This window comes from Plantibacter sp. 2H11-2 (assembly GCF_050031945.1).
In the GTDB taxonomy this organism is placed as follows: Bacteria; Actinomycetota; Actinomycetes; order Actinomycetales; family Microbacteriaceae; genus Plantibacter; species Plantibacter auratus.
In genome coordinates, this window is the sequence record NZ_JBNBBL010000007.1 from 165,351 (window position 1) to 183,605 (window position 18,255).

General features: G+C 69.5%; 21 protein-coding genes. 3 read left to right on the forward strand and 18 right to left on the reverse strand.

Annotated features, from left to right (window positions below; translation table 11 throughout):
- Positions 1-108: 108 nt before the first annotated feature.
- The 10 genes from ACQG07_RS14785 to ACQG07_RS14830 all read right to left on the reverse strand — a co-directional run bounded on the left by ACQG07_RS14785 (position 109) and on the right by ACQG07_RS14830 (position 9,665).
- Positions 109-1,263, reverse strand: coding sequence for a cysteine protease StiP family protein (locus ACQG07_RS14785; protein ID WP_159453338.1), 1,155 nt, complete (start codon positions 1,261-1,263; stop codon positions 109-111).
- Positions 1,260-2,654 (reverse strand): phosphoribosyltransferase domain-containing protein, encoded by a 1,395-nt coding sequence (locus tag ACQG07_RS14790; RefSeq protein WP_426738657.1) that lies wholly within the window; start codon positions 2,652-2,654, stop codon positions 1,260-1,262. Before ACQG07_RS14790 ends, ACQG07_RS14785 begins: the two co-directional genes overlap by 4 nt.
- Positions 2,651-3,844 carry an HpcH/HpaI aldolase/citrate lyase family protein gene (locus ACQG07_RS14795; protein WP_071261351.1) on the reverse strand — a complete coding sequence of 398 codons (1,194 nt, stop codon included), beginning with the start codon at positions 3,842-3,844 and terminating at the stop codon, positions 2,651-2,653. The genes ACQG07_RS14790 and ACQG07_RS14795 overlap by 4 nt, the downstream gene beginning before the upstream one ends.
- Before the next feature lie 2 nt (positions 3,845-3,846).
- A complete protein-coding gene (locus ACQG07_RS14800; protein ID WP_159876989.1) occupies positions 3,847-4,695 on the reverse strand; it encodes a hypothetical protein in 849 nt (282 codons plus the stop codon).
- A gap of 3 nt (positions 4,696-4,698) precedes the next feature.
- Positions 4,699-5,250 carry a TerD family protein gene (locus ACQG07_RS14805; protein ID WP_064295863.1) on the reverse strand — a complete coding sequence of 184 codons (552 nt, stop codon included), beginning with the start codon at positions 5,248-5,250 and terminating at the stop codon, positions 4,699-4,701.
- Positions 5,250-5,765: a hypothetical protein gene (locus tag ACQG07_RS14810; protein ID WP_079704609.1), complete on the reverse strand. Its 516-nt coding sequence runs from the start codon at positions 5,763-5,765 to the stop codon at positions 5,250-5,252. The genes ACQG07_RS14805 and ACQG07_RS14810 overlap by 1 nt, the downstream gene beginning before the upstream one ends.
- Positions 5,766-5,820: 55 nt before the next feature.
- Positions 5,821-7,032, reverse strand: a complete 1,212-nt coding sequence (locus ACQG07_RS14815) for a toxic anion resistance protein (RefSeq protein ID WP_079704610.1) — start codon at positions 7,030-7,032, stop codon at positions 5,821-5,823.
- Positions 7,033-7,084: 52 nt separating this feature from the next.
- Positions 7,085-7,663 (reverse strand): TerD family protein, encoded by a 579-nt coding sequence (locus ACQG07_RS14820; protein WP_079704611.1) that lies wholly within the window; start codon positions 7,661-7,663, stop codon positions 7,085-7,087.
- 58 nt (positions 7,664-7,721) lie between these two features.
- Positions 7,722-8,312 (reverse strand): TerD family protein, encoded by a 591-nt coding sequence (locus ACQG07_RS14825; RefSeq protein ID WP_079704612.1) that lies wholly within the window; start codon positions 8,310-8,312, stop codon positions 7,722-7,724.
- Positions 8,313-8,441: 129 nt separating this feature from the next.
- Complete coding sequence (locus tag ACQG07_RS14830; RefSeq protein WP_079704613.1) at positions 8,442-9,665, reverse strand: TerC family protein; 1,224 nt, start codon at positions 9,663-9,665, stop codon at positions 8,442-8,444.
- 122 nt (positions 9,666-9,787) lie between these two features.
- On the opposite strand from ACQG07_RS14830, the gene ACQG07_RS14835 reads away from it, so the two are divergent.
- Positions 9,788-10,279 (forward strand): MarR family winged helix-turn-helix transcriptional regulator, encoded by a 492-nt coding sequence (locus ACQG07_RS14835; protein WP_079704614.1) that lies wholly within the window; start codon positions 9,788-9,790, stop codon positions 10,277-10,279.
- Between the two features lie 10 nt (positions 10,280-10,289).
- On the opposite strand, the gene ACQG07_RS14840 is transcribed toward ACQG07_RS14835, so the two are convergent.
- Positions 10,290-10,787, reverse strand: coding sequence for a GtrA family protein (locus ACQG07_RS14840; RefSeq protein WP_124768213.1), 498 nt, complete (start codon positions 10,785-10,787; stop codon positions 10,290-10,292).
- 4 nt (positions 10,788-10,791) lie between these two features.
- The gene (locus ACQG07_RS14845) at positions 10,792-12,312 is read right to left on the reverse strand and encodes a glycosyltransferase family 39 protein (RefSeq protein WP_426738658.1); all 1,521 of its coding nucleotides are present in this window, start codon (positions 12,310-12,312) and stop codon (positions 10,792-10,794) included.
- 207 nt (positions 12,313-12,519) lie between these two features.
- Between ACQG07_RS14845 and ACQG07_RS14850 the strand changes: the two genes are divergently transcribed.
- Positions 12,520-13,173, forward strand: a complete 654-nt coding sequence (locus tag ACQG07_RS14850) for a hypothetical protein (RefSeq protein WP_426738659.1) — start codon at positions 12,520-12,522, stop codon at positions 13,171-13,173.
- A gap of 274 nt (positions 13,174-13,447) precedes the next feature.
- Here ACQG07_RS14850 and ACQG07_RS14855 read toward each other — a convergent pair whose 3' ends face one another.
- The 4 genes from ACQG07_RS14855 to ACQG07_RS14870 form a co-directional block, all read right to left on the reverse strand.
- Positions 13,448-14,095 (reverse strand): HNH endonuclease signature motif containing protein, encoded by a 648-nt coding sequence (locus ACQG07_RS14855; RefSeq protein ID WP_426738688.1) that lies wholly within the window; start codon positions 14,093-14,095, stop codon positions 13,448-13,450.
- Positions 13,993-14,394: a hypothetical protein gene (locus ACQG07_RS14860; RefSeq protein ID WP_426738660.1), complete on the reverse strand. Its 402-nt coding sequence runs from the start codon at positions 14,392-14,394 to the stop codon at positions 13,993-13,995. The genes ACQG07_RS14855 and ACQG07_RS14860 overlap by 103 nt, the downstream gene beginning before the upstream one ends.
- 403 nt (positions 14,395-14,797) lie before the next feature.
- A complete protein-coding gene (locus ACQG07_RS14865; RefSeq protein ID WP_426738661.1) occupies positions 14,798-14,971 on the reverse strand; it encodes a CsbD family protein in 174 nt (57 codons plus the stop codon).
- A 201-nt stretch (positions 14,972-15,172) separates the two neighbouring features.
- Entirely contained in the window at positions 15,173-15,901 is a 729-nt protein-coding gene (locus ACQG07_RS14870; protein ID WP_426738662.1) for a VIT1/CCC1 transporter family protein, read from the reverse strand.
- Between the two features lie 160 nt (positions 15,902-16,061).
- Between ACQG07_RS14870 and nhaA the strand changes: the two genes are divergently transcribed.
- Positions 16,062-17,378 carry a Na+/H+ antiporter NhaA gene (gene nhaA / locus ACQG07_RS14875; RefSeq protein ID WP_426738663.1) on the forward strand — a complete coding sequence of 439 codons (1,317 nt, stop codon included), beginning with the start codon at positions 16,062-16,064 and terminating at the stop codon, positions 17,376-17,378.
- Here nhaA and ACQG07_RS14880 read toward each other — a convergent pair.
- A complete protein-coding gene (locus ACQG07_RS14880; protein WP_426738664.1) occupies positions 17,332-17,661 on the reverse strand; it encodes a CHY zinc finger protein in 330 nt (109 codons plus the stop codon). The two genes, nhaA and ACQG07_RS14880, sit on opposite strands and share 47 nt — an antisense overlap.
- On the reverse strand, positions 17,658-18,254 hold the full coding sequence (locus ACQG07_RS14885; protein ID WP_124768225.1) for an energy-coupling factor transporter transmembrane component T family protein: 597 nt from the start codon (positions 18,252-18,254) through the stop codon (positions 17,658-17,660). Before ACQG07_RS14885 ends, ACQG07_RS14880 begins: the two co-directional genes overlap by 4 nt.
- Position 18,255 lies beyond the last annotated feature (1 nt).

An 18,255-nucleotide genomic window follows, 5' to 3' on the forward strand; every position in this document is an offset into this window, starting at 1 on the left:
AGAGCTCCGAGACGATGATCGACGGCGCTTCGGGGTCCGGTGTCTCGAGCCAGAACGCCTTCGGCGAGTAGATGAGGGTGCGGTCGAGGTCGCAGGCGACGAGGGCGCTCACTGGGCGTCTCCCGCCGCGGCGTCGCTCAACGGGTTGATGAGCCCGACACAGCTGTAGGGCAACCCGGGCACGACCTCGACCGGCACACCGCGCTGCTCGGCGAGCAGGAGCACGTGCGCGACGTCGTCGAGGGCGTCCGGCGACACGAGCACCTTCCACGGCACCCGGCGGAGCAGGACGCGGGTGGTCTCGCCGACACCGGGCTTCACGAGGTTCACGGTCGGGATGTCGTACTGTTCGCGGATCCGCTCGACGGCCTCCCAGCCGATCCAGCTCGGTTCGCGATCGGCCGCCGAGGCCTCCTCCACACCCGCGGCGACGTCGTCGACCACCTCGGCGAAGCGGCTCGAGACCGCGTCGAGGAAGGCGCCGGAGACGTCGTGACTGCTCAGCTCACGGTAGAACTTGGCGCCGTGGAACTGGTCGTCGGAGAGCAGCTCGCGGTTGTACACCGTGCGGGACACGAGGCCGGAGACGGTGGAGTTCAGGCACGCGGACGGGATGAGGTAGTCGTCGCGGGTGCCGTACACGGGCACGCAGTGTCCGGGGTCGGCGAGGACCGCCAGTTCGTCGGAGAAGCGGATGCCGTCGGTCTCGGCGAAGAGTTCCAGCGCCGCCGTCAGTTCGCGCGCGATGGCGCCCTTGCCGGTCCAGCCGTCGACGAACGCGATCTGCTCCGGGTCGTGGTGCGCCGCGAGGTAGCGCAGCGCGGTCCCGTCGACGCCGACACCGCGCACGATGCTCATCGTGTAGTGCGGCACGTCGATCCCACGGACCTCCTTCGCCCAGCGACGCATGAGGATCCCGATGGGCGTTCCGGCGCGGGCGAGGGAGACCAGCACGGGGCGGTTCGCGCGGGAGGCCAGGACGAGGTCGGTGACGACGCCGACGGCCACCGCGAGACGTCGGCTCGACCGCGCGAGGGCGTCCCGGTAGAGCTCCTCGTACTCGGGGGAGGGCAGGTACTCGATGGGCAGCGACTCGGCGTAGTGCGCGCGACCGCTCTGGATCGCGGCCTCGCGTTCGGAGGCGTCGGCCTCGAGGCGGGTGTCGCCGAGGTCGGTGAGCAGCCAGCGCACCTCCGAGGCGTCGTAGGACCCGAAGTCCGGTCCGGTGAGCGGCTCGGGGAGGGCGGCGGCGTCGATGGTCACGGTGCGGGGTTCCATTCGGCTGGAGTCGGGACGGATTCGGTGAGGAGGACGACGATGACGCGGTCGGTGACGGTCCGCAGCGCCTCGACGACGCCGTCGGGCCGGAGCAGGAGCTCGCGGTCGGCGCCCGGCTCCGGGAACAGGACCACCGCCGCGAACCGTGAGCCGCCGCGCGAGAGGTTGTAGGCGAAGCGGGGTCCGAGGCCGTCGATCGTGCGGTCGTGGCTGGTGAAGGACACCGCACTCGCGATGGCGTAGTCGTCACGGTCGATCACGGCGATGGGGGACCGCGTGGTGGTCGAGAAGCGCGTCGCTCCGCGGGTGCGGTCGAGGTGGTCGGCGACGGCCAGCGGTACCGCGATGAACTCCTCGGAGCCGAGCACCACGACCTCGCCGTCCGGCAGCTCCGGAAGGACCCGGTCGGCGATCGCGGCGGTCACCGCGTCGTCCAGGCGTCCTGGCGCACCGAAGCGCGCGCTCCGCACGGGCGACAGGTCGGAGGCGTCCACGACGACGACGTCGCCGGCTGCGGTCGAACCGGCTACCGATGCGGCGGGTGCAGCGTCGATGACCGCTCGCGCGCGGGCGAGGACGTCCTCCGGAAGGTCGACGGCACCCACGCCGAGCGCGACGACGGTGATCCGGGTGCCGAGGCTGTGGGCGAGGTCGTCGAAGCGCTGCCGGTCCGCATCCGAACGGAGGTCGATGAGGCCCGCGACCACCCAGTGCGCCTGCGGCGTGGTGGCGTGCAGCGCGGTGATCGTGTTGCGCACGGTGCGTCCGGTGCTCAACTCGTCGTCGACGAGCACCGTGGTGCCACCGACCGTGGCCCACGCGGGGTCGCTCGGGTACAGGCGGTGGTCGCTCGCGTGCGAGTGCTCCTCCTCGAACGGCGTGAAGGGCACGTCCGCCTCGTGCCTCGTGGAGTGGAGGTACGGCGAGCCGAGCGCGTCGGCGACGATGTGGCCGAGCCCGGTCGCCGTCTCCGCGTAGCCGACGGTGACGAGCTCCGGCCCGGCCACTGGGGCCGCATCACGGAGCTGGGCGAGGTGCTCGCGGACGGCGGTGAGGGCGGCGAGACCGTCAGCGTCCGGCCGTTCCCGACGGGCCAGGAGCTGCGCCACCGTGTCGAACGGAGCCGTCTCCGGGTCGCTGCCGTCGAGCGCGCTCCGCACCAGCAGTCCGACCAGTTCGCCGGCGGCGAGTGCCAGACCGGGCACGGTCGGCACGTGTTTGGCGAGGACCGTCGACACGAGCAACTGCGCGCGTTTGGGGTTGTCGCGGAGTGCGAGACCGACGAGGTCCTCCACCGGGATCAGGCTTCGGGACGCGTTCGAGCGCAGGCCGATGCCGACGGCGTCACTGACGAAGCGGCCCGTCCATACGGTCACCGCATGCTCGTCTCGAGGAGGTCGACGAACGTCGTCTCCTCCGCTGCCACCCCGAAGGCCTCCGCGCGGAGCAGGGTCTTGCGCGCCCACGCCTGGTGCGGCTTCATCTCGTTCATCTTGTTCCGATACGGGGAGGCGTTGGCACCGCCGCCCACATCGCCGACGACCGAGAGGGCGTCGACGTACTCCTCGTGGCTCACGACCGACATCGCGTGGACGACCGGCACGTGGCTCGGGTGGATGACCGTCTTGCCGAGCAACCCGTTCGCCTGGTCGAGCGCGATCTCGCGGATGAGGCCGTCGAGTCCCTTGAGGAGGAGCTTCTGACGCAGCTGCGCCTCGTTCGCGTCCTGGAACGGCGTCATGCGCAGCTGCGGGCGCATGAGCCGCTCCGCGTTGTGGAAGTGCTCCCAGACCGTGCCGGTGATGACGAAGTCGTCGCCCGGCCGACCGAAGACGTTGACGACGTCGGCGATGACCGAGGAGACGAGTTTCACGTCGTACACGGTGAGGTCGCGCGAGCGCCGGAGCGAGAACGCGCTCGAGAGGTCGGTGGCGCCGATGCGGACCGCCAGGACGTCCTCGCGGTGGGCCTTGGTGACGTCGACGATCCCGGAGAGGGTGTCGTCGCGGGTCTCGCGGTGGATCATCCGCGGCGACTCGAGGATCGGCATGACCCGGAGGCGACGCGCGCCGTTCGACCCGTCCTGCCCGTAGTCGCGCTGCACGCGACCGAGCGCTTCGAAGAAGCGGTCCGCCACCCCGTCGCTGTTCTCGTACTTGGGGATGACGAAGCCGCTCAGGAGGTCGAGTCCCGGACCGAGGAGCCCGGCGACCCGCTCGAGCTGCTCGGGCGTGCGGACGCGGATGAACAGCAGCGGCAGCACGGGGCGCTTGGACCCCGAGCTCTTGGCGGCGAGCTGCTGCATCGCCTCCGCGACGTTCGTCTCGGCGAACTCGACCGCGTCGTCGGGGACCGAGTCCTCGAGGCACAGCACCATGCTCAGGCAGCCGTGCTTCGCCTGCTTCACGACGTCCTTCGCGAGCGTCGGGCGCGTGCCGGGACTGTAGAGCGTGGCGCCGAGTGCCGCCGCCACGTGTTCCGGCGGGGAGTCGATGCTGATGGGGCTCGGGAGCTTGTGGAACAGCCGCGACGCGCGCTTGTCGTCGACGTAACTGAAGTGGCGCATGGTCATCGTCTCCGGGGTTCGCGGGCGACGACGTACGGCGTCGGCTCGAAGCCGAACTGCTGCAGGAGCGTCTCGAGGGGGATCTCGGCGGGAAGGGGTTCGAGGCGGAGTTCGAGTCTCGACCCGATGCGCAACAGCGAGACGACCGGCGGTGCGCCGGTGTCGTCAGCCGCGGCGAAGCTCTCGCCGTCAAAGAGCTGCACCGTCAGTGGGTGGCCGGCTGTGCCGACGAACAACGCCCTCCGGATGAGGTGCACGTGCCGGAGCGCGAGGATCGCGTCGCCGCCGTCGAAGCCGAGCAGCGGCCGGTTGCCGGGCGTCGTCACCGGTGTGCCGTCGATGCCGTCGGCGGTCGCGACCCCCGTCACGAGTTCGACGGTCTCCCACACGATCGCCGTCGCTCCGCCGACGATGAGGCTGCCGATCGCGGACTGACGCGGGTCGAGCCGGACCAGCGGGGTCTCGTCGTCGAGGACGCGGACCTCCTCGGCTGTCGGGGCTGGGAAGGGCTGCGGGGTCGTCGGAGCTGCGGCGGGCGTGGTGGCGGGGCGTCCCGACGGCGTAGCGGGAGCGGGCGACGAGGATCCGCCGAGCGAGAGTCCTGTCGAGGGTGCAGACGGTGCAGACGGCGCTGCCGATGCCGCCGGGGCAGGGGGCGCGGCGGCGGGCGTCGACGGCCCGCCGAGCGTGAGTCCCGTCGACGGTGCTGCCGACGCGGCGGGCGTTGCGGGGGGAGGTGCTGCCGGGGCGCTCGCCACGGGTTCCGCCTGCGCCACCGGCTCGGGTCTCGGCTTCACCCGACGACGAAGGTAGTCGATGTCCCGTCGCACCGGGGAGGTGTTGAGCGGCACGGCTCAGAGGTCGATTCTGAAGTCGCGTGCCACGCCGGCGAGACCGCCGGCGTACCCCTGCCCGAGAGCGCGGAACTTCCAGTCCGACCGGTGCCGGTACAGCTCGGCGAGGAGCAGCGCCTGGCTGCTGCGGACCTCCGCGATCGGCACGTCGAAGCGCACGAGCTCCCGACCGTCGGGTGTGGCGACGCGGACGAACGCCGAGCGCACAGGCGAGAAGTCACCGGGACCGCGGACGTCGGGGTCGATGTAGAGCAGGAAGGCGATCTTCGACACGGCGTCCGGCACGCGCGACAGCTCGACGTCGATCTCCTCGTCGTCGGCCTCGGACGAGAAGGTGACCGCGCCGTCCTGGCTCTCGACCTGGTTGAAGAACACGAGGTGGTCGTCGGACAGCGCCTTGCCGTCGTCGCCGCACATGATCGCCAGCGGCACGGGCTCGCTCTGCGGTCCGCGGCTCGCGATGACGTCCCAGCCGAACCCGATGAGTACGGCGTCGAGGCCGGGGTTCTCGGCGGTGAGCGCGGCGTTCGCGCCCGCGATCAGCGACGCCATCAGTGCGCACCCAGCACGAGACCGGCGTCGGGCTCCTGGAACTTGTCGGAGAGGAAGCGACCGTGCGTCGAGAGTTCGGCGATCGCGCCGATGCGGATCTGGTTGAGGAGGTCGCGGATGGTCTCCTCGATGAGCTCCAGCTGACGGGCGAAGACGATCGTGCTGCGGGAGTCGTCGGTGCGGTCCGCGGCCGGCAGCGCGAGGAAGGAGCGCAGCGGGCTCGGGAGGTAGTCCGTCACCATCGCGGCGAGGAGCACGCGCTGCTCGGTCGACGCACCCTGGTCGGCGATGGTCGCGACGACGAGGCGCAACTGGTCGTCGATCTGTCGGAGCTGCGAGGTGAGCAGCGTGGGGAGGTCGCGCCCCACGGAGCGCACCGAGTCGCGGAGTTCGTCGAGGTGCCGGGCCGTCTGCTCGTCCTCGGTCTCACCGACGGGCGCCGGCGTGGCGTCGACGACGCCGAGCGGCTCGGCCCCGCCGGTCCGCAGTGCGTTCAGCAGTCGTCCGAATGCCATCCCTCGTCCCCCTTCGTCCTCAGCGACCCGTGCGCCCGATCACCCGAGCGTGAGGCTACCGCAGTTCGCGCTGCTCGGCCTGACGGCTGCGCTCGAGGTACGGCTTCGCCTTCTCGAGACCAGACTCGAGCGCGTTGACGGTGCCCTCCATGTTCTTGGCGGCTTCGGCACGGAAGGTGTCGATCGCGTCCATGGTCTGGAAGACGTTGTCGAACGCGCGCTGCAGGGTCTCGACGCTGACACCCGCGGTGGAGGCCTGCTGGTGGATGCGCGTGGTCTGGTCCTTCAGCATCTCGCTCGTCTGCAGGATCATGTTGTTCGTCGTGGTGTTGATCGCGTCGATCTGGTCGAGGACCATCTTCTGGTTCGCGAGGGCCTGCGCGACGACGACGGCGGTCCGCAGGGCGGCGATCGTCGTGGTGCGAGCGCGGTCGACACCCTTGATGAGCTCGAGGTTGTTCTTGCGGATGAGGTCCATCGCGAGGTAGCCCTGCACCGAGACGGCGAGCTGCGTGAGGATGTCCTGGTGGCGCTGGCGGACGGGGAAGAGGACGTCGGCCTCGAGCTTCTGGGCTTCCTCGATGCGTCCGGAGGAGCGGGCTTCGTCGATCTTGGCGACGCAGGCGGCGTCGAGCGCCTTCGCGAAGACGGCGTACTCACTGAGCGCCTGCATCGTCTCCCAGAGCTGGACCTTCTCGCCGGCGAGGGCGGCGTTGTCCTTGAGGAGCTCGTCCTGGCCGGCCATGAGCGACTTGATGATCTTGTCGAGCTGGGTCTGCGCGGACTCGTACTTCTGGAAGTACTTGGCGAGCTTGTTGCCGCCCGGGATGAACCCGAGGATCTTGCGGCCGACGCCGAGGTCCGCCTGGTTCGGCGTGAGGTCCTCGACGGTGCTGCGGAGGTCGCCGAGCGTGGTCGCGACCTTGATCTGCGCGCTGTCACCCGAACGCTTCGCACCGGCGACCGAGGTCGACGAGCGGTCGAGCATGCGGGAGGAGTAGCCGCTCGACTGCACCATCTCCTTGCCGCCGATCTGGGAGATGCCCTCGATCTTCTGCGTGAACTCGGGCGAGCGCGGGTCGAGCGTCGCGACCTCCGTCACGAAGGAGCGCGCCTGCTGCTGGATCTCCGTCTGGCGCTCCGCCGGGACGGGGACCATGCCCGGTGCCTCTTCGGCCTGCACGACGTCCGGTGCATCCGGAGCGTGCAGCACGAGGGAGGCTGCTGCCTGTTCGTTGGCGTCTGGCGGAGTGAGTGGCGTGCTCATACGGTCGACCTTGCTCTCGTGTGTGGCTTGCTCGTGGTGGAGGCGTCGGTGCTCAGCCGAGCGGGACGCCGAAGTCGCCGGCGATGCCGGCGAGACCGGTGGTGTAGCCCTGGCCGACGGCCTTGAACTTCCACTCGGATCCGTTGCGGTAGAGCTCCGAGAACAGCATGGCGGTCTCGGGGGCGGCGTCCTCGCTGAGGTCGAAGCGGACGATCTCGGTGCCGTCCTGGTCGACGATGCGGCAGTACGCTCCGCGGACCTGGCCGAAGTTCTGGCGACGCTCGTCGGCCTTGTCGATCGACACGGCGATGATCACGCGCTCGACGTCTGCCCCGACCGCGTTCAGGTCGACCGAGATCTGCTCGTCGTCGCCCTCGCCGTCGCCGGTGCGGTTGTCGCCGAGGTGCTTGACGGAGCCGTCCGCCGAGGCGGGCTGGTTGTAGAAGATGAAGTCGGCGGAGGAGCGCACCTTGCCGTTCGCGCCGACGAGCAGCGCGGAGGCGTCGAGGTCGAAGGCCTCACCGCTCGTGGTGCGCGGGTCCCACCCGAGACCGACCGTCGCGACCGTCAGGCCGGGGCTGGTCTTGGTGAGCGAGAGGTTGTTGCCCTTTTCGAGGGTGAGTCCTGCCATGGTGATCGCTTCTCCTTCGGAACTGCGCTGGCGCGCGGGGGACTGCTGCGGGTGGTGCTCAGAGGGCCTGGGCGGCCGGGCCGAGGAGGTCCATGACGGAACGCCCGTTGGCGCGCTCGCCGATCGCCTTGAAGGTCCAGCCGTTGCCCTCGCGCGAGACCTTCGACATGATCATCGCGGTGTGCGGACCGGAGTCGGTGAGCTGGTAGCGGGCGACCTCGGGCGAGCCGGGGGTCGAGTCGTCGATGATCCGGCTGAAGGCGTTCTGCACGGTGTCGAAGGTCTGGCGGCTGTAGCTGCTGATCACGAAGACGATCTGCTGGACGGACGGGGCGACCCTCGAGAGGTCGACGAGGATCGTCTCGTCGTCGCCGTCGCCGGCACCCGTGAGGTTGTCGCCGGTGTGGCTGGCCGAGCCGTCCTTGCTCGCGAGCTGCTGGAACCAGATGGTGTCGAGCACCTTGCCGGTGGCGTCGAAGAAGATCGCTGAGGCGTCCAGGTCGATGTCGGGTGCGGACGAGCGGCCGAAGAAGCCGCGCTTCACCGGTGCGACGCCGTCCCAGCCGAGACCGAGGCGGATCCGCGTGAGCGAACCGCCGTCCTGCTTCGTCAGTGAGAGCGACTGGCCCTTTTCCAGACTCAGACCCATGGTTCCGTCTCCTAGATGCTTCATCGTGTTGCTGGTGGTGAGGTGTGGGACGTGCGCCCCCGGCCGAAGCTGGGAGCGCACGTCCACGTTATCGGTTCAGCCGGGCGAGCGCCCGGATTCCCGGTCCGTTCAGAGCAGGCCGCGTGAGTCGGAGCTCTTCGCCTGCAGCTCGTGGGCCCGGGCGAGCAGCCGCTGGAGCTCCTCGTCGTCGGCCGCCTTCGCCTGGTGCTTGGGCTTCAGGTTCGCGAACGACTTCTGGCGCTCGACCATGCGGGTGTAGCTCGTCTCGAGTTCGACCTCGTCCACGTGGTGACCGTCCGGGATGTCCTCCGGGGAGTCGGCGTGGTCGACGATCTTCTTCGCCTGGGTGCGGGCGTCGCTGATGATCGTGTGTGCACGACCGGCCGGGCTGAGGAGCGAGGCGAGGACCGTGACGGTCAGGATGCCGATGATGACGATGAGCGACAGGCCAGTGCTGATCTCGAACACCGGGATGTGCTCGCCACCGTTGAGGAACGGCAGGGTGTTCTCGTGGAGCGCGTGCAGGACGAGCTTCACACCGATGAATCCGAGGATCGCCGCCAGGCCGTAGCTCAGGAAGATGAGGCGGTCGAGCAGGCCGTCGATGAGGAAGTAGAGCTGACGGAGGCCGAGCAGCGAGAACGCCGTCGCGGTGAAGACGATGTACGGGTTCTGCGTGAGGCCGAAGATCGCGGGGATCGAGTCGAGCGCGAAGAGCAGGTCGGTGCCGCCGATGGCGACCATGACGAGCAGCATCGGCGTGAGGACCTTCTTGCCGTTCTCGATGGTGACGAGCTTGTCGCCGTCGTAGCGGTCGGTCGTCTTGAAGAGACGCTTGGCGAGACGGATGACGAAGTTGTTCGCGTCGTCGCTCTCCTCCTCCGGGCGGAGGAGCTTGATCGCCGTGAAGATGAGGAACGCGCCGAAGATGTAGAACAGCCAGGACCAGGCGTTCACCGCGGCGGCACCGAGGAAGATGAAGCCGGTGCGGGCGATGAGGGCGAAGACGATGCCGAAGAGGAGCACCTTCTGCTGGTCGGCCCGCGGCACGCGGAAGCTCGACATGATGATGAGGAAGACGAAGAGGTTGTCGACCGACAGGGCCTTCTCCGTGATGTAGCCGGCGAAGTACTCGGATCCGAGTGTGCCACCGCCGAAGAAGAGGACGCCGAGGCCGAAGACGATGGCGATACCGACGTAGAGGGCCGACCACTTCGCGGCTTCCGGCAGCGTCGGCTCGTGGGCCTTGCGCACGTGGAAGATGAAGTCGAAGGCGAGGAGGGCCAGAATGCCGACGATCGTCAGCAGCCAGACGTATCCGGGGATTTCCATGGGCTGTGTTCTCCGCAGCGCTCGAGGTGGGGGACGGGTGATGTTTAGTTGGTGCCGTCCCACTATATAGTTGGTATGGTCGAACCAACACCCGAACGCACGTATTCAGAAAGAATTCAGCTATGAGCGATGACGTCGACCCCGCCGAGGCGGGAGCCGTCATCCAGGCGTCCCTCGCGACGGTGCTCCGGTGGTCCACCAGGGCCGACAACCGGCGTTCACTGCACGACGCCGAGGGTGCCGCCCTCACCGCCACGGACGCGTGGCTCCTCGAATACGTCATCACCGCCGGGCCGATCCGCATGTCCACGGTCGCGGGCTGGATGGACGTCGACAAGTCGACCGCGACGGCCGAGGTGCGTCGCCTCGAGGAGGGTGGTCTCGTCGTCCGGGCGACGGATCCGAGTGATCGCCGCGCGGTGCTCGTGAGCGCGACGGACGAGGGACGGACCGCCCTCGAACGACACCGGCAGGCGGCGCAGCAGGTCTACAACACCCTCGTCGGCAAGTGGAGCGAGCGCGATCGAGCGGAACTCGCCCGGCTGCTCTCGCGGTTCGTCGACGAGTTCTCCTGGGTCAGCGACGCCGTCTCGCAGCACAACGCGAGTCGCTGACTCTACGGCCTCACGGGTCGATGCGCACCGGGATCGGTCCCGTCCGCTCCGCCCGCGGCCCGTACACCCAGAAGCGGTAGAGCACGAAGCGGAACGCGGAACCGAGGGCCAGCCCGACGATGTTCGCCGACACGTTGTCCGCCAGCGGCGTCGTCAAGTGCATCGCGTCGTGGGAGACCCAGAGGCAGGCCAGGGCGATCGCGCCGCCCGCGAGACTCACCAGACCGAATTCGAGCGCTTCGCGGGCGACGTCCGAGCGCCGATGCGCGCGGAAGGTGAGGAGCCGGTTGCCCACCCAGTTGGCCACGATGGCGAGCGTCGTGGAGATGCCCTTCGCCACCAGCAGCCCGGAGGTGCCGGTGTGGAGGAACACGGTGTACGCGAGCAGGTTGAAGACCCCGACGTCGACGAGGAAGCCGGCGCCGCCGACGAGGCCGAAGGCGGCGACCTCGCGGACGATCGGTCGCCGGAGCAGTGCACGCGGATTCGGGAGCGGTCGGATCAGCATCGCGTCACGACCTGACGAGCTCGAAGACGATGCTGCGGTGGACGGGGATGCGCTGCTCGACGTGGTAGCCGAGCGCCTCGAGGTCCGCCACGTTCGGAGAGGTGCTCGAGCCCTCGACGACCCAGACGGTGTCGTGGCCGATGAGCCGGTCGTGGATCTCGGACAGCGGCGCGGCCAGGTCCCAGAGCTCGGGGCGGTCGCGGTAGCTCGTCTCGAGCGCCACGTCGTCGAGGCCGGCGAAGGCCTGCGGGTAGAGGTCGATCGCGAGCCGCGACTTGCGCGAGGGCTTCACCGACTGGTCGAAGACGACCGCGTCGCCCGGCGAGGCATGGGCCTGGACGACCTCCGCGGTCTGCCTGAGGTCGCTGCCGTCGTCCTTTGCGAACGGGCCGCGCTGTTCCGCGAGGACCGGGATCGCGAGCGCCAGCACGAGCGCGACACCGACTGCGGTCGCCACCGCCCGGTCCACCCGCTTCGGCAGGAGGTCGACGATCGTCCGGAGTCCGAGCGCCATCATGATCGCGACGGCCGGGACGCAGAAGGTGACGTAGCGGAGGTTGTACATCGGCGTCACGAGGGTGTTGCCGATGATGAGCAGCGCGGTCGGTGCGAGCGCCCAGACGGCGATCATCGCCAGGGCGCGACGCTGCCGGGACGATCGGCGCACCACGAGGACCCCGATGGGAGCGAGCACGATGAGTAGCCACGCGAGCACGGCGAACGCCGGCGTCTGGAACCACTGGCCGACGAGCACCGATTCCGGCGTCGCGTAGTCCCGCCTGCCGAGGAACGCGATCTGCTCGCGCTGCGCGATGCCCGCGATCACGATCGGAGCGCCGAGGACCAGTGCGCCGACCAGGGACCAGCCCCACCCTCGCATCACCCTCCGCCCGGGGCGTTGGAGCACCATCCAGGTTGCGTGCACGAGGAGGAGCATCGCGAGGTACAGGAACAGGTACATCGAGGCGGCGCTCGCGATGGCGAAGAGCGCCCAGCTGCGGCGCGATGTGGACCGGCGGCGAACGAGCGACACGAACCAGACCGTCAGCCACACGACCGTGGCCATACCCAGCGCATAGGAACGCGTCTCGGCGCCCATCCGTGTGACCTGGGGGATGACGGCGAACACGAGGCCCGCCGTGATGCCGATCGCCGGGGTGAAGATGGACCGCGCGAGCACGACCGTGCCGGCCGCGGCCAAGCCGACGCCGATCGCGCTCGGGAACCGCGTGACGGCCTCGGCGGTGCCGAAGGCACCGGTCCAGACGTGCAGGAACGCGTAGTACAGGCCGTGGACGGCGTCGATGTGGCCGATCATCCCGAACATGACGGGGAGGGGGCGTTCGGCGGCGAGGACGCTCGCCGCCTCGTCACCCCAGTACGACGGCGTGCCGATGCCGATGAGCGAGACGAGGGTGGCGAACAGGCCGACGACCCAGGGTGCGACGCGGCCGCCGAGGAGGGCGTGGAGGGCGTCCCACCGACGGCGCGAGGGCGCGGTCGGGACGGTGATCGTCGCAGTCATGGGTTCCCCTCGGACGCGACAACCTGGCGCGTCGTCTCATCGTCCGCCGCTCGGATGAACGCCAGCAGAGAGATTCCTGAGAGGCCGCGGGGGATCCTGCCGGGACCCCACGGCAGGAGCCCGGCCGCCCCGGTGGGGAGTTGTCCCCATCGCGCGGCAACGGCGCGCGGGACAGACTGCTGGAGTCCGCCGCCGAAAGGAATCCCGATGCAGCTCTCCCGCGTCACCGCCCTGATCACCCTCCCCGTCGCAGCCATGCTCGTGCTGGCCGGATGCTCCACGCCGTCGGCCCCCGGCGCGAAGCCGACGGAGAAGGCTTCGTCGTCTGCCACGTCGAAGCCGACCTCGACCGGATCAGCGGACGGTGAGGTCACCGAGCCTGGAGCGCAGGTCGGGATCGACGAGCCGATCGTCTACGAGTCGCAGGGCACCGACGGCGTCACCGCACTCATCAGCGCGAAGCTGACCGAGGTCACCCCCGCGACGGCCGACCAGGTCGCGTTCCTCAAGACGCAGTTCGACGGCGGGGAACTCGACGGCTACGACATCACGCTCATCCGGCTCGAGATGACCAAGGTGTCGGGCGACCCGGTGGCGTTCAACAGCGACGCGACCTCCTTCTCGCCCGTCGACGCCGATGGCGAGAAGGTCCAGGAGGCCACGCTCATCGGGTGGGACGAGTGCGGATCCGAGTCGTTCACCGAGGAGTTCGATGCTGGCGCGCCGATCACGCAGTGCTACGTCGCGGCGGCTCCCGCCGGTGGCAAGGCTCCGGCAGGCCTCATGTACGACGGCGGTTTCACCGACCCGAACCCGTACGACTCCTTCGACGGCGACCCGATCCTGCTCATCAAGGACTAGCTGTACTGCAGCCCTGCTCAGGGACCGGAGCGTTCTCGGTGAACCTCTCCCGGTCACTGAGGTGACGCAACCGGAGTGCCCTTCGACAGGCTCAGGGACCGGAAAGCTTGCGAGCGCACTCCAGCCTGGTCACTGAGCGTGTCGAAGTGCCCACGAGGAACCCTTCGACACGTCGATAGGCGCAGCGCAGGGACCGAAGCGTTCCGGGCACACCTCCCCCGGTCACTGAGCCTGTCGAAGTGCCCACGAGGAACCCTCCGACACGTCGACAGGCTCAGAACGGTGCAGGATCGGGTTCGGTGCGATGGTGTTTCCCGTCGGGTGTCGTCCACTCGAGGACCCCGCCGGGCCCGTGGTCGAGGTTCCATCCGGGCGGATGCTTCATCCGGTGGTGATGTCGACACAGGCAGGCAAGGTTGCCGACATCCGTTGTCCCGCCGTCTTCCCAGGCGACCGAATGATCGAGGTCGCAAGCCCGGGCTCGCCTGCCGCAGCCCGGTGCCCGACAGGTGCCGTCCCGGAGGCGCACTGCGCGCTGCAGGTCGGCGGGAACGCGGTACTGGTTGCGTCCGACGGAGAGGATCGCACCGGTTTCCGGTTGGACGAGGATCCGGGTGAAGCTGGGTGCGTTCACCGCGATACGCGCGGCGGTTGCGGGGTCGATTGGCCCGTACCCGTCGAGCGTGGCCGGGGCGTCGCTGACGCCGGCCATGCTCAGCGCCGGAACGGTGATCTGCACGGTCGGCTTGATGTGCTCCTGGACCTCGATCGGGTGAGGGAGGACCTGGCTCGACATGACGTCGTCGGGTGTGACACCGGTCAGGGCGAGCGCCGCGAGGGCGTCGGCCTGCAGTTGGGCGCAAGTGCGGGTGTCGCCCGCCTTGCGTGACTCCGTGGCGGCTGCTTCGACGCGCTCGATGATGCCCTGATACGACCCGCCTCGAGCGAGGCCAGCACGGCGGGTGCGTCGTTCACGAGATGCTCGGCATCGTTCGTCGCCCGCTGCACAGTCTGCTCGGGCGTGCGGGTCGCCATCGCGAGGGCTGCGCAGGTGGAGCGGCGCGACAAGGCCAGTCGCTCGGCCGGCGGGAAGATCGCCGGGACGACCGAGTCGGCGAGCGCGTCCGCATATGCGGCGGAGCGAGCAAGCAAGCGCGCCTCTCGCGCATCGAGGGCCGCCCGCAGCCGTTGGATCTCCGCGTACTCGTCCGAGAACTCCACCAGCTGCTGAGTTGGGGGACTGTGGAAGTTGCTCGTGTGCCCTTCGACAAGCTCAGGGACCGGAAGAAGATCACCGGAGCAGGAGGTCCCTCGTGGGCCCTTCGACAAGCTCGGGGACCGGAGGAAGATCACCGGAACGGGAAGCTCCTCGCGTGCCCTTCGACAGGCTCAGGGGCCGGGGGAGATCGGCCGGATTGGCGGGGTTTTCCGTGGGCCCTTCGACAAGCTCAGGGACCGGGGAGGGGAGCCAGGGACCGGAGGAGGGGAGCCAGGGACCGGGTAGGGGAGCCAGGGACCGGGGGAGGGGGTCAGGGACCGGGGGTGAGCCGAGTCGGCGTCTCGCAGACAGACGAACGCCGGTGACCCGCGAGGGCGGGGCACCGGCGTTCGTGTGATCGGGAGGTCAGTTCTTGAACGCGTCCTTCACGTTCTCACCGGCCTGCTTCACGTCGGACTTGGCCTGGTCGGCCTTGCCCTCCGCGACGAGCTTGTCGTTGTCTGTCGCCTTGCCGACGGCCTCTTTGGCCTTGCCCGCGAGGTCTTCGGCGGCGTTCCTGATCTTGTCTCCTGCGCTCATATGGTGCTCCTCACATGTTCTTCGGGCTGTCGATCCGCACTGATCGAATCCGACAGGGCGACCTGGTGGACGCCCTTCACTTCTACACCCGGGAGCTCGACGTCCGGGCGGGGCTCCAGCAGACTCCCAGAGAACTCCCCGGACCACACAGCACCAGTGCACCCGTCGTCGGTTCGTCCTCGACTGCCAGGACCCCGGCCATCAGACCACGCCGCTCGTGCCGAGCAGGGTGCCGATCGCGAAGGTGGCTGCGAGGGCGAGCGCTCCGCCGACCACGACCCGGACGGTCGGGCGGATCGCCGGGTTGCCGCCGATCCTCGCGCTCGTGAAGCCGGTGAGTGCCAGCGCGATGAGCACGACGACGAAGGTGATCGGGACGCGCACCTCGGGCGGCGGCAGCAGGATCGCGAGCAGGGGGAGCAGCGCCCCGACCGTGAAGGCGAGCGCCGAGGCGCCGGCGGCCGCCCACGGGCTGACGACCGCGTCCTCGGTGATGCCGAGTTCGGCCTCGAGGTGCGCCGTGAGCGGGTCGTGTGCGGTCAGCTCCTCGGCGACCCGCCTCGCGGTCGTCGGCTGGAGCCCCTTCGCCTCGTAGATCCCGGCGAGTTCCGCGAGCTCCGCCTCGGGGTCGTCGGAGAGCTCCCGCCGCTCCTTCGCGATGAGGGCCCGCTGACTGTCCCGCTGGCTGCTCACCGACACGTACTCGCCGAGGGCCATGGAGATCGCGCCACCGACGAGCCCCGCGACACCCGCTGCGAGGAGCGGGGCGCTGTCGGTCGTGGCACCGGCGACACCGACGACGAGGGACGCGACGGAGACGATGCCGTCGTTCGCGCCGAGTACACCAGCACGGAGCCAGTTCAAGCGGCCCGCGAGGTCACCGCGGTGCGGTTCGTCCTGGTGGGCGCCGGTTGGTGGTGATGAACTCATGGATGCATCCAAGCACCGCGCGGGCCGCCCGCGCAGGGTTCCCGGCCGATCCCGGACCCGATCGCCTAGACTGGAGGCTGGTGCGCCGGGAAGTCTGGTCGGCGGGCGATCGATCGGGATCGCTCTGCTGCTCGACCGAACCCTCCCCCGAAGGATCCGTATGCCCGACGCTCACCGCTCCCACGACCTGCCGGCCGACCAGGCCCCGCACTCGATCTGGCGTGGCATCCACCAGACGCTCCAACAGGACACCGTCGGTGGCGCCCTCCTCGTCGTCGCCACCGCACTCGCGCTCGTTCTCGCCAACACCGGTGCCTCCGAGTTCTACCTGAGCGTTCGCGACTTCACCTTCGGTCCGGAGGCGCTCCATCTGAACCTCTCCGTCGGTGCCTGGGCGGCCGACGGGCTCCTCGCGATCTTCTTCTTCGTCGTCGGTCTGGAGCTCAAGGAGGAGTTCGTCGCCGGCAAGCTCCGTAACCCCAAGACCGCGGTACTCCCCATCGCCGCTGCGGTCGGCGGCGTGGCCGTGCCCGCCGTCATCTACGTCCTCGTGAACCTGAGCGCAGGGCCCGACGCATTGCAGGGCTGGGCGATCCCGGCCGCCACGGACATCGCGTTCGCCGTCGCGGTGATCGCGGTGGTCGGCAAGTTCCTGCCGCCGGCACTGCGGACCTTCCTGCTCACGCTCGCCGTGGTGGACGACCTCATCGCCATCAGCATCATCGCGATCTTCTACACCGACCACATCGAGTTCCTGCCCCTGGCGCTCGCGGCCGTGCCGCTCGCGATCTTCGCCGTGCTCGTCCAGCGCGGCGTCCGGGCATGGTGGGTGCTCATCCCGCTCGGTCTGTGCACCTGGGCGCTCATCCACGCCTCCGGTATCCACGCGACCGTCGCCGGCGTGCTGCTCGGCTTCATGGTGCCCGTCTTCTCGACCAAGCGCGCCCGCGTCCAGGTGGGGACCACCGCCGAGGGGCGCCCGGTCTACGAAGGCCTCGCCGCGCACTTCGCCGACCGCTGGAGCGTCGTCTCCACGGCGGTCGCCGTCCCGATATTCGCCTTCTTCTCCGCGGGCGTGGTCATCGGCGGGATCTCCGGGCTCGTCGAGTCGTTCCAGGACACCATCGCGCTCGGGATCATCGCCGGGCTCGTCCTCGGCAAGCCGATCGGCATCCTGGTGACGACGTTCCTCGTCACTCGACTGCCCGGCCTCGGCCTCGACCCGTCGATCCGTTGGGTCGACCTCGTCGGCATGGCGTTCGTCGCGGGCATCGGATTCACGGTGTCGCTGCTCGTCGGTGAACTGTCCTTCGGTGTCGGCAGCGAGTCCGACGACCACGTCAAGGTCGGTGTGCTCGCCGGCTCGCTCATCGCCGCCGCGATCGGTGCCGCGATCCTCGCCGCCCGCAACCGCGTCTACCGGCGGGCGGTCACGGCTGGAAGTAGTACGCCGAGTGCAGGCGGCAGCCCGGATTGAACCGGGCGTCGCAGTTCGGGCAGCCGTCGACTTCCAGGTAGCGCTCGATCGTCAGTTCCGTCGAGCACACGCCGCACAGGATCGCTTCGCGGTCGCGCTGCTCGCGCGGCCACTGCTCGGCCGGGTGGTCGGCGCACTCCGCGTGGCACAGGTGGCACGGGTAGTACTCGCCGCAGCAGGCGAAGCGGATCGCGATGACGTCGAGCGCGGTCGCGTAGTGGACGCAGCGCGTCTCGTCGTCGACCGTCTTGCCGAGGACGCGCACGGTGTCGTCGCCGCTCATCGGACGCCCCGGGCGGTGAGGGCCTCACCGAGCTCGTCGGCGTGCTTCAGCGACACCACGAGGAACGGCACGACGAAGGTCACCAGGTTCGACCCGGCCCCACGCGCCCGCTGCGCTTCCCGGACGCTCGTGGCCAAGCGGGCGAGGACGGGCACCGTGTTGATGGCGACGGCGAGCATCAGTGCGATGCGCGAGGGGTCGACACCGAAGCGACCCAGGGGCTGGAGGACGCGCTCGAAGGCGTCGAGCAGGTCGGCGACCCGCGTGCTCAGCACCAGGAGCGCCGCGAGCAGGATGGCGGCGACGATCCGGGAGGTGTTCGACACGGCGGACTCGACGTCGAGGAACAGCAGTTGGCCGGCCACCGTGATCGTGATGATCCAGCGGATGAGCAGGAGCTGCCGTCCGAGCTCGCCGAGGCCGAGGCCCGAGACGAGGTAGGCGAGGACGGTCACCGTGGTGGCGATGCCAGCGGTCCACCAACTCGTCGGCAGGAGCGAGATCGCGAGCACCACGACGAGGATGCCGAGCGCCTTCGGGCCGGCCGGCGCGCGGTGGAGCCAGCCGGAGCCGGGACGGTAGAGGGTGATCACG